Consider the following 14809-nt stretch of genomic DNA (forward strand, 5'->3'; position numbering starts at 1 on the left):
TAAATAACCTGTTTTAACCAAAATCGGACAACCGGCGACTACCAAAAATCCCTGCCCCATTCTTACGAACAGAGGCAGGGATCGATCTTTTATCAACGCCTAAGAATTAGGCGCAATTGCTATAGCTGCTACATAACCTGCATCAAACCCAAGCAGGGTAGTGCTGCCATTGGTTTGCGTTGCCGTAACAGTTAAATTCTCCGAGAAAGCGGCCATGGTACAAGTACCAAGCATATCGCTCACCGGTATGGTTTTATGGTATTGGTCCATGTGCGAAACCGGGTGAACGGGATTAGCGGGCAGCGGTGGTGTAGGTACAGGAATATCCACCAGGCTAATGTCATAACCGTTATTTCCCGCGGTTACCATAGCAGGCGGGATAACGTTGTTCGCATTTGCCGAAGTTCCGGACGATGCCGCAAACCCCAGGGTGCCGCTGTTGCCCTTGTAAACATTGAAGCTGTACACGGCAAAATTATGCGGATGCCCGGCCTGGAAATACAGGTCGACGTTATCGGTATTCTTGTCGTCATAATAGCCGGTACCACATTCGGTATCGGTGGTCCGTCCGTCAACCAGTGCATCCGAAATGCCCGCATAGCAATAATCATTGTCAACACGCATCAGGAATTTAAACCCGATAGTTTTGCCAATGATATTTTTGATCACGTAGTTTTCGGGAAGGCCATCCGCATCTATCGTATTAAGGCCAGGCGGCACGGGCGTGGGGTCTGTACCTAAGCGGTTAACCTTGAACGGGTTGACGTTCAGCGGCACCACGTTGCCGTTGTTATCCAGCAGTTCCAGGGTAAACTCATAAAGTCCCGGGTTCCAGCCGTTGGTACTGATATTAACCGAAGCAGTATCCGCGTTCCAGAATGCGCCGGGAACTCCTGAGTCCACAGCTGCGTCCATGTGTGGTACTTTATACATCACACGGCTGGATGGGTCAAGGAATGGTCCCAGAGTAACGCTCCCGGGCAGGTTCTCCCAGTCGGTAGGCGACACCTGTATCCAGTGATTGTACGATTTGGACAGGTCGCCGCCTATGATATGCCTGGTGTCCGAAACAGCGGTAAGATAGGCATTCATCTTCTGCTGGTAGCTCCACCGGTAATGGGTAACACCCATGGCATTCAGTCCATCGCCAAACTGCACCACAAAAGGGAAGGTTTTGGCAAAGGGACTTATATTTCCATACCCGCCATAAGCTGTCAAGCCAACTGCGTTATCAAGGTGACCACTTGGCACCGAAGATTGCTGTATACTGCGGATGCTCGTTCCGTAATTTACGTTTTCTATCCATACATGATCGTCGTCGATACTATCGCCATGACAGGTACAAGGCAAAATATCAGGATTGGTAACCGAAATATTGATCTCGGTGCCACAGGCGTAGTTCCAGTATGTATGGCAGGATATCCATGGGCGGTAGACCGTAACCCAACAGCCGTTTATCAACACTTCAACCCAAACGTATACATTGGGATGGTTGTTAAGGAAGTAAAGCATGTTGTAATCGAAGCGGCCGTTACAGTCGGTGGTTACTGTGGCTATTTCCTCGCAATCATAAAACCAGGGCCAGAACCAGGGCCACCAGCAGAGGTAAGGATGGTAAAGTCCGAAATTTTTAACGATCGATGTGCGGAACGATTCAATAGAGCCGGTCAACACTGCGTTCTGCACATGTACCGGAAGTTCAGGGCGGGCGGGCAGGTCTATTTTCAGTTCCCTCGCCTGTGTCAAAGGTGCGGCCACCTGTGCGAGCCTGCTGACGTTGATGTTCCGCTCCGGACCAGGGTCGGGAATGGGTATGGGAAACTTGATAACCTCCTGCAGCCTGTGCCTCAGGTCGTTCAAAACAGCATCAGGTATGCGGTTAATGATAAACCAGATACGCTCCACATCGCAAATATGCACCTTGGCATCGCAAAGAGGCAAAACTTCGGGCGCGCCGTTTACCTGGAACGTTTTGGTAACTATGCCGGTAATATTGCACCATCCAAAAGGAAGCGGGAACGGGAAAGGAGGAAAAAAAGGTATTTGGAAAATATTATTGGGCGGCAGCCGGAACGAAGGTTGCCAGGCGCCCATATTGATCAGTCTTTTTTCGTTGATCGTTATTTCCCTGGTTTCCGCCGGCAGCTCGGGCGCTATGTACACTTTGGCGTTTGCCTTAATATTCTGCGAACTTGTTTTCAGCTTAACCTCGCCGCCTTTCAGCGATGCGGATTCAATTACTTCCCCCTCATTGTTTACAAGGTAAAGTCTTAAATTTTCAGCTGTTTTTTCCGAGCCTTTGGGTATCCTGATAATTACGGGGCTCTTTTCTTCTCTCTTGGCCATAACGAATTGATTTAATTTTACGCCTACTCTGTTTACCCTTTTCGGCAACCTGGTCGCTTACTCTTTTTTTAAGGATTTTCTGCTTTTTCCTTTAGTACAAAAAGTGACAGGTTTATTATGATGTAAAATTTCGGATATAAAATGGCTTTAATGACGTGGCTTTTACGCGTATTGCAGCGTAATTCTACGGGATAGCGTAGGGTGTATTAACGCGCTCAATTTCAGGTAATTGATAGATGTTTAGCCATCTAATTGTCCGCGTTTGCACTACGGTTACGAATAACAAGAATAATCAGGAAGGCAGTTAATGATTAACATTATGATGGTCGCGCCTTAAAGTGAATGAACCGATTAATAGTGCAGATTTTGAAGCCTTCACTTGCTTTTCAGATGATTTTTGAAGCGATCGAATTGCCGACTGAGATTGCCGACCTAATGAGGTTTCCCCTTGTATTTTTTATTGCTTCCGCAATGTCGAAGCCCTCTTCGTTGATGCATATTAGTTCATCAAAATAACGCTTTAATTCTTCATCTCCTTCCGCCGATACATTGCCCGCCAACGCGACAACAGGCAAGTTCAATGCTTTAGCCTTCACTGCCACACCATATGGGCCCTTGCCCTGTAAGGTCTGCCTGTCGATGCTGCCTTCGCCGGTGATCACCAGGTCGCTGCGCTTTAAAGCTTCATCAAAGCCTATTAGTTCCAGGAAATATTCGATGCCGTTTACCAGCTTCGCATTCAGCCAGGTATACAATCCGGCCGTAGCCCCGCCCGCTACTCCGCCATGTTTGATCGCAACCATGTCGGTCCCTGTTTGCGTTTTGGAGATCGCCGCAAAATTCGCCAGGAAAGAATCCAGTAATTCAACTTCACCCGGTGTTGCCCCTTTCTGCGGGCCGAATACTGCCGCCGCACCCTGTGTGCCGAGTAACGTATTATCCACATCACACAATATCACTACTTCGCAATTTAATATGCGGTCATCAATACCGGAAGCATCTATCCTGGCCATTTTTGCCAATTCCTTCGGCCTGGCTATTAATTCCCTGCCCGCATCATCCAAAAACTTTATTCCCAGCGCGCTCAATATCCCGCAGCCGCCGTCTACCGTCGCCGAGCCGCCCATCGCGATAATTATCCTTTTTACCGTTTTATCCAGCGCCGCTTTGATCAGCTCACCGGTCCCGTAAGAAGAGGCCCACATGGGGTCAAGCTGCTCCTTCTTTAACAACCTCAAACCCGAGGCATCCGCCATTTCGATCACTGCCGCTTTTCCATCGCCGATCAAACCGAAAGATGAGGCTATCTCCCTCCCAAGCGGATCGCGAACGCTTTGCTTTACCGTTTTACCCTTGCATCTTTCAACAATAAGACCGCCCGTACCGTCGCCGCCGTCGGCTATGGGAAAGCATTCGGTTGTACAGTCCAGCCTGCTTTGCTTTAAGCCTTCTTCTATAGCCAAAGCCACTTGCGCGGCATCAAGGCTATTTTTAAACGCATTTGGAGCTATAAGGATATGCATTTTATAATATCTTCGATAATAAATAAACCATCGCCAGGGTCGTCAGCCCCATCAGCAGGCTGGCAACGGAATAAACACGCAGCATGGCCTTCATACCGAGACCCGAGAATTTGGCTATCACCCAAAAGTAAGCATCATTGGCATGCGATATCATCATCGATCCTGCACCCATCGCCAGCACACATAACAGTTTCCCGGTTTCGTTATCCAAACCCAGTGCGGGTAACAATGGCAGCACCAGCGACGAGGCTGTAATGATTGCCACGGTTGACGAGCCCTGTGCCGTTTTCAAAACCGAGGTAAGCAGGAACGGGAAAAAGATACCCATGCTCCCCAGCGCCACCGACTGCCCGAAATGTTCGCCTATCTTCGTAGCGGCGAGTATTGCACCAAAGGCGCCGCCCATACCGATGATCATCAATATCCCGCCTGCCTTTTCCACAGAGTTATGCAGCAATGTGTGAAGTTCGGCCTTTGTCCATTTCCGCTTGCAATTAAACGCCAGCAGCACCCCCACCAACAGGGCTATCGACGGGTCGCCTAATGCATTTGCCAAACTCAGCCATCCGCTTGTTTTATTGCCCGCTATCATAAACGACTTCAGGGCTATCAATATGATCGGCACGAAAACCGGCAGGCAAGCTTTCAGCAACGATGGCAGTGCATCCACATCAGTTGCTTCATCCATTTCGTCGTCTTCAACCTCAATTGATCCTTTTCCGGCGTATCGCGCCCACAAATTGCCGACGACCATTGCCGGCAAGGCTACTAAAACGCCCACCAGTATGAGCCTGCCAAAATCGACCCCGATAGCGGTAGCGGCAGCGGATGCCCCGGGGTGGGGCGGCACCAGGCAATGAATAGCATAAAGCCCGGTAGCCAGAGAAACCGACATGGTGGCCACCGAAATACCGGTCCTTTTGGCCATCGATCTATTAAGGCCACTTAACACGATATAGCCCGAATCACAAAATATCGGCAGGCCGACCACAAAGCCCGTAATACTCATAGCCAGGGGTGCCAGTTGGTTACCAAGCAGTTTCAATAGTGCCGATGCCATCACCGTGGTGCTTCCTGTATATTCCAGCAACACGCCAAGCGTTGTACCCAGTGCGATAATTAATCCCAGCGACTTCATAATGTTGCCGAAGCCGGTCTTCATCACATCCACAGTTTGTGTCAGCGGAAATTGTATACCAGTGCCTACCAGCAAGCATGCCGCAAGCAGCGCAAAAAATGCCGGCACCCTTAATTTTGTCGTCATCAAAACGATGACAGCCACGCCGGCAGCAAGCAGGAAAAGCAAATAGGGTAACGAATGGGTCATCAGGTTGCCGGCAAAAAAAGCCGCTTTGGTCAGATGCAAAATACGAATAAGGCGCAAAAGAAATAAACCGGGTCCAAAGTTTCCGGCTTCGCTGAGAAATAATGCAGGCATGCTGCTTGCGAAAAACTTAACATTTGTTTATATTTATATAACCAATGTACCCCCTAACCCTGGTTATGATGAGAAGCAAGGCGCTCATACTGATCCTTTTCGCTGTTATTCAAAATTCCTTTGTATATGCTTATCGAATCACCGATACGACTGATAAAAGACTGTACGATCATGCCCGAAATACCCCCGCCGATGTTACCATGGACCTGGGGAAGCTGGTCGCGTATCTTGAACAGCCGGCCTCGGGCCAGCGGGAAATTGTGAAGGTATTCTCTTACTGGATCATGCTGAATATCAGCTACGACATTTCCGGATTTCTGCAGGATGTTTATAACACCGACGGTATAAACGGAACGTTGCGAACTAAAAAAGGGGTTTGCCAGGACTATTCCGAACTGTTCAAAGCCATGTGTGACGCAGCGGGTATCAAGTGTTATATCATCAGGGGTTATGCCAAGGCTTTCAACTACCGGCCCGGCGAAGCCTTTAGCAAAGCCAACCATGCCTGGAACGTCGTATGGCTCGACAACCAGTACCGGCTAATGGACCTTACCTGGAGCAGCGGGTATTTACGTTACGAGGCCGGTGGCTTACATTACTATATGCAGCCTGATACCTCGCAGGTATTTATCTCGCCCGAGGCTTTTGTCGAAAAGCATTTACCTGCCGATCCGAAATGGCAGCTGCTCAGCCATCCTATTCCCATGAACGCGTTTATCCGATCCGACAGTTACAACTCCATGTTGCGCGACACGTTGAAATATTATAATTATGCCGATAGCATAGCAACATTTGAAAAACTGGATAAAGATGCACAGGAGCTGAAAGAGGCCGACAATGCCTATAGCTTTTACCCGGCCATAGGCGACTACGCTTATCATTATTACAACCTGGCTGTTACCTGCTCCAATGCCGCTATAGATGAGTATAACGCTGCGGTGACGTCCTATAACAAGTCGATAGACGATACCGGCTCGGCCGTGGCTTCTGGCAATTACAACAAAACTGTCGTATCAAATGCGCTTACCAACTACCAGAAAGCAATCAAATTATTGAGCCGGATTCATAATTATTCCGACGACCAGATAAGTGCCTCCGCCCTGCTAAGCAAATGCATTATGGGGCTCGAAGCGACAACAGAACTGATGAAAACCTTAAGATGAATATTGGTTGATTAAGTTGGATTGAGTTAAGTGGTTAATTTGGTTAGTGACCAGAGGATAAAAAACTCAATTATTGACCTTCCTATAGATTCCCATCAAGCCCCGTCCCTGTTCCTTGTAATCAAGTCCGTAGCCAACCACAAATTCATTAGGTATCTGGAAGCCGACATATTTCAACTCTTCAATAGAAATTTCTATGGCCTCGGGTTTCAGCAGCAGCGTACATACCGTAATAGAAGCGGGCTCGCGCACTTTCAGCTTATCAATCAGGTAATGCAGTGTGTTACCCGTATCAACAATATCCTCCACCAGGATAATATCGCGGCCCTTAACGTCAATGGTCAGGTCGAAGTCGTCCCGTATCCGGCGGGTGCTTGATGTACCGCCAAAGTAGGAGGCCAGTTTGGTAAATGTCACTTCCACAGGGATCTCCAGGTTCTTCACCATGTCGGCGACGAATAAAAAGCTGCCGGTCAGTATCCCTGCCACTACCGGATTACGACCTTTAAAATCGGTACTGATCTCGTGGGCCAGTTCTTTTATACGGGCCTCCAGCCGGTCATAAGGGATCAGCAATTCAAAATTCAGGTCGGCAACTGCGGTTTTCATGCCGTAAATGTATATATTCTGTGCAATTAACAATATTAGAACGACATTAAAACGGGAAATTTCTGCAGCGCCCAGATACCGCTACCTGCGCTTAACTACAGGCGCCCGCAGACAGGCAGACTTACGAGTTAAAATCGCAGGCTTTTCTTACATTTAACCATCATGTCCAAAACAATCATTAACCGCCGGGCCGCTTTACAGTTCATTGGCCTGGCAGCCGGTGCATCGGTCGTTCCAAAGGCAGACGCCTCATCTGCAAAAGTGAACCCGGCGCCTTTCGTCTTCAGTCTTAATATGTCCACTATTCGCGGGCAAAATTTAGGGTTTATGAAAGAACTCGAAGTAGCCTCAAAAGCCGGTTTCTGTCATGTCGAAATATGGATAGACAGCCTGCACGATTACTTAAAACATGGCGGCACGTTGACAGAGGTTAAAACACGCCTGGATGCACTTGGCCTGACGGTCGAGAATTGCATCGCTTTCGCCGAATGGATAGTTGACGATGACCAAAAGCGTAAAAAGGCAATAGAACAGATGAAAAAGGAAATGGACATGGTGGCGCAACTGGGCTGCAAGCGCATAGCAGCAACCGGCAAGGGCCTGCCGGAAAATCCCGCGACCAGTCTCGATACGATGGCGAAACGCTATCGCGCCGTACTGGAAATGGGCGACGAAACAGGCGTACTGCCCATACTCGAACTATGGGGCTTCCAGAAAAAGCTCGACCGCGTGAGTGAAGTAACCTACATTGCTATGGAAAGTGGCCATAAAAAAGCCAATATCCTGCTGGATGTTTTTCACCTGTACCGGGGGAAAACCCCGCTGGATATGCTTTCACTGTTAAATCCGGCGCACGTCGATATCCTCCACATGAATGATTATCCTGCGACCCTGGCCGCCGACATTATCACCGACGCAGACCGTATTTATCCAGGTGATGGCGTGGCGCCGATCAAACGCATCCTCAAAACGCTGAAACGGCATGATGAACCACTCATCCTTTCAGCCGAATTATTCAACACGGCCTACTACAAACAGGATGCTTTAACCGTAGCGAAGACCTGTTTAGAGAAGATGAAGAAGCTAGCCGACGGGGTGTGAAAATACCCCCGAATAGAACACCTGTTCCGATCTGAAAATCATGCAAACAACCGAGCACCTATTCCAGACTTTCCGATCTTCTGACATTCGGACTAAAACCTATATCTTTGCCCCTCATGATCGATTACCAGGTCCATACCTTAGCCAACGGTATCAGGATTTTACATAAGCCCTTCCCGTCCGCCATTACCCACTGCTGTTTCGTGGTGAATGCCGGTTCGCGCGATGAACCCGCGGGTAAAGAGGGCCTGGCGCATTTTATCGAGCACCTTTTATTTAAGGAAACCGAACGCCGCAGTACCAACCAGATATTGAACCGCCTGGAACTCGTAGGCGCCGACCTGAATGCCTACACCACCAAGGAATATACCTGTGTACATGCGTCGCTATTGAGACAGCACCTGGAGCGGACGGTGGACCTGTTTGAAGACATCCTGTTTCATTCCACCTTCCCGCAGGAAGAGTTAGAAAAAGAACGCGGAGTTATACTGGATGAGATCGCCTCCTATCTCGATCAGCCGGAAGAAGCTATACAGGACGATTTTGAGGAACTGCTTTTTAAGGACCACGCTTTAGGTAAGAATATTTTAGGTACCCCAGGGTCGGTTGCTGCCCTGAACAAAATGGATATCAGCCAATTCATGGCAGATAACTACAATACCTCCGAAATGGTTTTTGCGGTTATCGGCGACCATGATTTTAATAAGCTGGTTAAGCTTTGTGAAAAGTATTTCGGTGATGTCCCGGCAAATCAGGCCCAAAAGCACCGCAGCCAGCCAGCTGATCAGGAGGGCGAAAAGGTTAGCCTTGCGCGACCCATAAGCCAAACCCACTGCATCATCGGCAACCGGGCCTATCCTGCCGCGCATCATCATAAAACAGGCCTCCTGTTATTGAACAACCTGCTCGGCGGCATCGGCATGAGTAACCGCCTGAACCTGGAAATACGCGAGAAATACGGCATTGCCTATACCATTGAATCTAACTACACCCCGCTTTCAGATGCCGGCATTTTTTCCATCTATTTCGGTACCGATGCTGAAAAGGCAGCAAAGGCCGATAAACTGGTCCATAAAGAATTAAAAAAACTGCGCGATCAAAAACTCGGCACACTGCAATTGCACCAGGCCAAACAAAAGTTCATCGGACAAATAGCCTTAGCCGAAGAGAATCGGATAGGTCTCATCATTTCCATGGCCAAAAGCCTGCTTGATTTCGGTTATGTGGATACGCTGGAGCAGATATTTGGCAAGATAGAAATGGTTACGGCAGAGCAGGTTCTGGAGATAAGTAACGAAATTTTTGATAATAGGCTGACCACTCTGGTCTTTGAGCCTAAGCAATAAAGCTGTATTTTTGTACAATGAAGATGCCCATCATTGCCTACGGCGACCCGGTATTAAGAAAAAAAGCGACTGCCATTGAACCGGCCGAATATCCGCATATTCAGGGCCTGGTAAATGATATGTTCGAGACCATGTATGGCGCGCGCGGTGTTGGCCTGGCCGCCCCGCAGGTAGGTTTATCTATGCGTCTTTTTATTGTGGATGCAACGCCATTTGGCGATGAGGAGCCGGAACTGAACGATTTCAAAAAAGCTTTTATTAACGCGCAGATACTGGAAGAAACTGGCGAAGAATGGGGTTTTAATGAGGGCTGCCTCAGCATCCCCGACATTCGGGAAGACGTTTACCGCAAACCGGTGATTCAGATATCTTACTACGACGAAAACTGGAAGCACCACGAAGAAACCTTCAAAGGCATGGCGGCCCGCATCATACAGCATGAATATGACCACATTGAAGGTAAGCTCTTTACCGATAAATTAAGCCCGCTGCGCAGGCGCCTCATCGAGAAGAAACTGAACGACATATCCAGGGTATTGTCGACGTGGATTATAAAATGAAATTCCCTGCCGCTAAGAAAGGGCGTTAATTTAAGTCTGAAGCTCTTAGTCAGCAGTCTTAAGTCGGTGTATGACCTAATTCCCGTTGTTCTGCCTGCTTTTATCCCCCGCGGCTATCTGGTTGATGAGCGTACCCCAGGCTATCGGGCTCAATAATGGGTTTACAGTCGAGTGCGAGTTCACAATGTTATTATGCTCTTGCTGTGCATAACCGGCCTGCATTTCGCCACCATCCCTTGGCAGCGTATTTCCTGATGCCGCTATGGTAATGTGAGAGATGTTCTTGCGTGCTATTTCCAGGTCGTCATCGGCCAGTTTCATGTTCAGGAAATCCTTCTTAAACTCATCAGTAGTGGCCCAGGGGAATACCCGGAATGTCGGTAAATTCACTATTTGAGGTTTAATATTTACCTGTGTGGTGTAACTTTTAGCCGGCAAATTGGCAGGGATAACTACCGTGGTAGCCGCGAAGCCTATGCTGGTAAAAACCAATGTATCCTGCTCATGTGCCACAAATGAAAAGTAGCCGTTGTAGCTGGATACAAAAGTTTGATTATTAAAAGATTTATTGGTGATGGTTACGTAAGGCACTATCGATTTGGTACTATCAGCATTATGCACGACGCCGCTGAACTGCACCAATGGCTTTTCCTTCTGCTGGGCCATGGCGCCTACAGAAACTAACAGGAACAATATGCCGATAAGGTACTTCATTTATAATTGATCTCTTTGTTATTTATACCTGTCCGCCTTAAAATGGTTTCAAATTACCAAACAAAAATAATTTATTGCCGCAAATAGCCTTGTAATTTAACAATACTTAACAATTATTGCAAATTTGCAGGGAGCACAGCATTAGGGTCGTCAATGTCGGTCAGATTTATTGCTTCAACACCTGTTATTTCCGGCACGGCCTTTTTTATAGCTTCTTCAATACCCGCCTTCAGTGTCATAATGCTCATCGGGCAATTACCACAAGCACCTAAATATTTCAATTTAACCACATTTTCGGGAGTTATCTCCTCTACCGAAACATTCCCGCCATCAGTCTCCAGGTACGGACGGATCGTATCAAGGGCTGCCTCTACCTGTTCTATCAAACTCATTTTTACTAATTTATAAAGTAAAATTACTAATTATTTGCAAATTCTCATTAATCAGCCTCAACCGGTCGCACGAGACTCCAGTCTGAATAATCAAAGCAGTATCAGGGCAAAACCGGTGCTTTACCATTGGCTGTTGCGTTAGCGATGGCCACCTGTTGTGCTACGCGTTTGGCCATATCCAAAAAAGCTTTGCTCATCGGGTTGGCGTCATCCAGTATCACCGGCATCCCTGCATCGCCCGATTCACTTATACTTTTTACCAGCGGTATCTCGCCCAAAAACGGCACCTCTAACTGCGAAGCCAGCTTTTGCCCCCCGCCCTGGCCGAAAATATAATAGCGGTTATCCGGCAATTCGGCAGGCGTAAAATAGCTCATATTCTCTACTATACCCAGCAGCGGCACATTAATAGCGCTCATCATAAACATGCCAATGCCTTTTTTGGCATCAGCCAACGCTACGTTTTGCGGCGTGGTAACGATGACCGCACCGGTAACCGGGAAGCTTTGCGACACCGTGATATGAATATCCCCCGTGCCCGGCGGCAGGTCGACTACCAAATAATCCAGTTCGCCCCAGTCGGCATCGTTAAATAATTGCTTTACTGCGGTCGAAACCATAGGCCCCCGCCATGGAACGGGCTGGTTGGGATCAGTAAAGAATCCTATCGATAGTAATTTAATTCCGTATTTCTCAATTGGTTCAATGCGTGTCTTTCCCTCCAGCTGGCTGGCTTTAGGGCGTGCACCTTCCAGGCCGAACATGATAGGCAGCGAGGGCCCGTAAATATCCGCGTCGATCAGGCCTACTTTAGCACCTGCATGCGCCAGGCCCAGGGCCAGGTTCACCGCGACCGTAGATTTGCCTACGCCGCCTTTCCCCGACGCCACCGCTATGATATTTTTCACCCCCGGAACGCCTGTGTTCTTTTGGGTGGTAACATGCGATGTCATGTTGATACTCACCTCTACTTCCTTACTGATAAAATAACTTATGGCGTTTCGGCATGCATTTTCGATCATCGCTTTCAACGGGCAGGCCGGTGTGGTAAGGATAACGGAAAAGCTTAGCTTATTACCGTCTATCCTGATGTCCTGGATCATGTTCAGCGTCACCAGGTCCTTTTTCAGGTCCGGCTCTTCCACATTGCCCAGCGCTTGTAATACTTGTTCGGTGGTTATTGTCATAGCAACTACAAAAATACTAAATCGAGGGCTATTGAGTGTCAGCGTAATGATAAAATGAACAGATTGTTCTTCAGCGATTTTTTTGCAGATTAACCTGATCTTAGAATTAAGTATTACCTGCCAATAAACATTTTAACTATACCCGCGTTTGTATCGGATAAGATTTAATTTAGCTTTGGATAAAATTACCTGATGAAACGCCCTCTGCCAAAATATATCCGGGTAACCGGCATCATAGTTATTGTTCTGATCGTTCTCTTCTCTATTGGTGGTTACATAGCATACTCCAAACGCGAAGCTATCCTGCGGAAAGAGATCGCCAGCGCACAGGCCAAAGCAAAAAAAGATTATAACCTCGACGTTAAGATCGGTTCAGCGCGGTTCACCGGGCTGGCCACCGTCTCCTTTTCGGATATTACCGTTGTACCCGAGCAACGCGACAGCCTGCTTAATATCAAAAGATTCGACGTCAGTGTAAGGCTAATGCCATTGATATTCGGCAAGGTAAAACTATCCGATGTGGTGCTGGATGACGGCCACCTAAACCTGACAAGCATTAAGGGCGTTAAGAATTTTGACTTCCTGTTCCGTAAGAAAAAAGATACGACGGTTAAAACCAAGATCGATCTGTCTGTTGTTGCCAACAACCTGATGAAGCAGGTACTATATAAGATCCCGGATAATCTCGACCTGAAAAATTTTCTCATCACCTTTAAAGATGACAGTGCCGGTGTAAAAATGCTCGCGCAAACAGCGCAGATCAAAAACGGCAAACTGAGCTCGACCATTAAAGTTGATGATACAGCAACCTGGCATTTTGCCGGCAAAATGCACCCCTCCGATAAGGATATTGATGTAAGCCTTTATGCCGATGGCAAAAAGGTTGAACTCCCGGTTATCGAAAAACGTTTCCACCTTAAGGTTAATTTTGATACCGTTACCACCCGCTTACAAAAGGTGGAGAATAGCGACGGTATTACAAAAATATATGGTTACTGGGCCGTCAGGAATTTGGTGGTGAACCACCAGGCTCTTTCATCAAGCGACATCGTGGTGCCGGACGGTTCAATAGATGCAAATGTATTCGTCGGGAAAAATTATGTTTCGCTGGACAGCACTTCGCTCATACATCTTAAAAAGATCACCATAAAGCCCTATTTAAAATACCAGCTTAACCCGGTTAAGATATTTACCGTGAAAATAAATACAGACTGGCTCGATGCGCAGGATGTGTTTGATGCTTCGCCGGGAGGTCTGTTTGAATCCCTGGAGGGTATCAAAGTAGTAGGGAAATTAAAATATCATCTTCACCTTTTCCTTGATACTTCGAACCCCGACCAGGTGCAATTCGAATCGGCGCTGGACAAACAGGGTTTCCATATCACAAAATACGGCAAAACCGATTTGAGCAAGTTGAACAGGGTGTTTACCTATGTTCCTTACGAAAAAGGGAAGCCTATGCCCGCCCGCATTATAGGGCCGCAGAATCCTGATTTTACACCGCTTAGTCAAATATCCCCCAATGTGCGTTATGCCTGCATGACTTCTGAGGACCCGTCATTTTACACCAATAAAGGTTTCGTGATAGAATCCATAAGGCGTTCTATAGCTACCGACTTTAAGAAAAAGAAGTTCACCCGCGGTGGCAGCACCATTTCGATGCAGTTGATCAAAAACACCTTTTTAAGCAGGGAAAAAACCCTCGCAAGGAAGATAGAGGAGATATTGATCGTATGGCTAATCGAGAACGATAATATTATGAGCAAGGATCGCATGCTGGAGGTTTATTTCAACGTAGCGGAGTGGGGTAGGAACGTTTATGGAATTGGTGAGGCGTCGCGTTATTATTTCGGCAAGTCACCCTCGGAACTGACCCTGGGCGAAGGCATTTACCTGGCAAGCATATTGCCGCACCCAAAAACGGGGTTATATTCCTTCCTGCCCGATGGAAGCCTAAGGCCAAGCCTGCAGGGCTACTACAACCTGATAGGCAAATTAATGGCCGGCCATGGCTGGACGGAGCCTGACAGCACAGGTTACGGTTATGCAAATGTACGTTTAAAAGAAAGCCTGCGACAGGAAATAGCGCCGGTACCTACGGCTGTAGCCGATAGCCTGATGCAGCAGACAAACGACGACGACGATACCCCGATAGGGCTTGGCTTGCAGGAGCAACCCCAGCCCGAGAAAAAGCCAAATTTCTTTCAACGCCTGTTCGGCAGAAAGGATACTACAAAAAAAGAAGAGCTGGGGGTAGATACCGCTGGCAAAACCAAAAAACAGATACGCCAGGAAAAGCGCGCCCTGAAAAAATTAGAACGGGAGCGACGTAAAGAACTTCACGATAAGGGATTGATGTAGTGTTGGGAATAGCGTAATTTATTTATAGCTAAACGGCAATAGCTCAGCTGAAATCGTACCGATCAAAAA

At 47.7% G+C, this 14809-nt stretch carries 11 protein-coding genes and 1 pseudogene; 5 read left to right on the top strand and 7 right to left on the bottom strand.

Annotated features, from left to right (window positions below; genetic code table 11):
* Nucleotides 1–99 precede the first annotated feature (99 nt).
* The 3 genes from FRZ54_RS03245 to FRZ54_RS03255 all read right to left on the bottom strand — a co-directional run bounded on the left by FRZ54_RS03245 (nt 100) and on the right by FRZ54_RS03255 (nt 5307).
* Nucleotides 100–2346: a hypothetical protein gene (locus tag FRZ54_RS03245; protein ID WP_147030215.1), complete on the bottom strand. Its 2247-nt coding sequence runs from the start codon at nt 2344–2346 to the stop codon at nt 100–102.
* A 386-nt stretch (nt 2347–2732) separates the two neighbouring features.
* On the bottom strand, nt 2733–3869 hold the full coding sequence (locus tag FRZ54_RS03250) for a glycerate kinase (RefSeq protein WP_147030216.1): 1137 nt from the start codon (nt 3867–3869) through the stop codon (nt 2733–2735).
* 1 nt (nt 3870) lies between these two features.
* Entirely contained in the window at nt 3871–5307 is a 1437-nt protein-coding gene (locus FRZ54_RS03255; protein WP_228462611.1) for a GntP family permease, read from the bottom strand.
* A gap of 65 nt (nt 5308–5372) precedes the next feature.
* Between FRZ54_RS03255 and FRZ54_RS03260 the strand changes: the two genes are divergently transcribed.
* Nucleotides 5373–6470 (top strand): transglutaminase domain-containing protein, encoded by a 1098-nt coding sequence (locus FRZ54_RS03260; protein WP_187359734.1) that lies wholly within the window; start codon nt 5373–5375, stop codon nt 6468–6470.
* 66 nt (nt 6471–6536) lie between these two features.
* Here the strand turns inward: FRZ54_RS03260 and hpt are convergent, their stop codons facing one another.
* Complete coding sequence (gene hpt, locus FRZ54_RS03265; RefSeq protein WP_147030218.1) at nt 6537–7079, bottom strand: hypoxanthine phosphoribosyltransferase; 543 nt, start codon at nt 7077–7079, stop codon at nt 6537–6539.
* A gap of 162 nt (nt 7080–7241) precedes the next feature.
* Between hpt and FRZ54_RS03270 the strand changes: the two genes are divergently transcribed.
* From FRZ54_RS03270 to def, 3 genes and pseudogenes are all read left to right on the top strand, one after another.
* Nucleotides 7242–8180: a sugar phosphate isomerase/epimerase family protein gene (locus FRZ54_RS03270; RefSeq protein ID WP_147030219.1), complete on the top strand. Its 939-nt coding sequence runs from the start codon at nt 7242–7244 to the stop codon at nt 8178–8180.
* A gap of 119 nt (nt 8181–8299) precedes the next feature.
* Complete coding sequence (locus FRZ54_RS03275; protein WP_187359826.1) at nt 8300–9526, top strand: M16 family metallopeptidase; 1227 nt, start codon at nt 8300–8302, stop codon at nt 9524–9526.
* A gap of 17 nt (nt 9527–9543) precedes the next feature.
* Nucleotides 9544–10115 (top strand): annotated as a pseudogene (def, locus tag FRZ54_RS03280) (peptide deformylase).
* Between the two features lie 46 nt (nt 10116–10161).
* On the opposite strand, the gene FRZ54_RS03285 reads toward def, so the two are convergent.
* The 3 genes from FRZ54_RS03285 to FRZ54_RS03295 all read right to left on the bottom strand — a co-directional run bounded on the left by FRZ54_RS03285 (nt 10162) and on the right by FRZ54_RS03295 (nt 12379).
* Nucleotides 10162–10800: a hypothetical protein gene (locus FRZ54_RS03285; protein WP_147030221.1), complete on the bottom strand. Its 639-nt coding sequence runs from the start codon at nt 10798–10800 to the stop codon at nt 10162–10164.
* Nucleotides 10801–10913: 113 nt separating this feature from the next.
* On the bottom strand, nt 10914–11192 hold the full coding sequence (locus FRZ54_RS03290; protein ID WP_147030222.1) for a NifU family protein: 279 nt from the start codon (nt 11190–11192) through the stop codon (nt 10914–10916).
* Nucleotides 11193–11293: 101 nt separating this feature from the next.
* Entirely contained in the window at nt 11294–12379 is a 1086-nt protein-coding gene (locus FRZ54_RS03295) for an Mrp/NBP35 family ATP-binding protein (RefSeq protein ID WP_147030223.1), read from the bottom strand.
* A gap of 192 nt (nt 12380–12571) precedes the next feature.
* On the opposite strand from FRZ54_RS03295, the gene FRZ54_RS03300 reads away from it, so the two are divergent.
* On the top strand, nt 12572–14740 hold the full coding sequence (locus FRZ54_RS03300; RefSeq protein ID WP_147030224.1) for a biosynthetic peptidoglycan transglycosylase: 2169 nt from the start codon (nt 12572–12574) through the stop codon (nt 14738–14740).
* The last annotated feature ends 69 nt before the right edge of the window (nt 14741–14809 follow it).

It is taken from the genome of Mucilaginibacter ginsenosidivorans (assembly GCF_007971025.1).
Taxonomy (GTDB): Bacteria; Bacteroidota; Bacteroidia; order Sphingobacteriales; family Sphingobacteriaceae; genus Mucilaginibacter; species Mucilaginibacter ginsenosidivorans.

Excerpts from the sequence above, each read along its gene's own strand:
- hpt (WP_147030218.1), bottom strand. The coding sequence starts at position 7,079 with ATGAAAACCGCAGTTGCCGACCTGAATTTTGAATTGCTGATCCCTTAT.
- FRZ54_RS03290 (WP_147030222.1), bottom strand. The coding sequence starts at position 11,192 with ATGAGTTTGATAGAACAGGTAGAGGCAGCCCTTGATACGATCCGTCCG.
- FRZ54_RS03260 (WP_187359734.1), top strand. The coding sequence starts at position 5,373 with ATGATGAGAAGCAAGGCGCTCATACTGATCCTTTTCGCTGTTATTCAA.
- FRZ54_RS03270 (WP_147030219.1), top strand. The coding sequence starts at position 7,242 with ATGTCCAAAACAATCATTAACCGCCGGGCCGCTTTACAGTTCATTGGC.
- FRZ54_RS03250 (WP_147030216.1), bottom strand. The coding sequence starts at position 3,869 with ATGCATATCCTTATAGCTCCAAATGCGTTTAAAAATAGCCTTGATGCC.
- FRZ54_RS03300 (WP_147030224.1), top strand. The coding sequence starts at position 12,572 with ATGAAACGCCCTCTGCCAAAATATATCCGGGTAACCGGCATCATAGTT.
- FRZ54_RS03245 (WP_147030215.1), bottom strand. The coding sequence starts at position 2,346 with ATGGCCAAGAGAGAAGAAAAGAGCCCCGTAATTATCAGGATACCCAAA.
- FRZ54_RS03285 (WP_147030221.1), bottom strand. The coding sequence starts at position 10,800 with ATGAAGTACCTTATCGGCATATTGTTCCTGTTAGTTTCTGTAGGCGCC.
- FRZ54_RS03255 (WP_228462611.1), bottom strand. The coding sequence starts at position 5,307 with ATGCCTGCATTATTTCTCAGCGAAGCCGGAAACTTTGGACCCGGTTTA.
- FRZ54_RS03295 (WP_147030223.1), bottom strand. The coding sequence starts at position 12,379 with ATGACAATAACCACCGAACAAGTATTACAAGCGCTGGGCAATGTGGAA.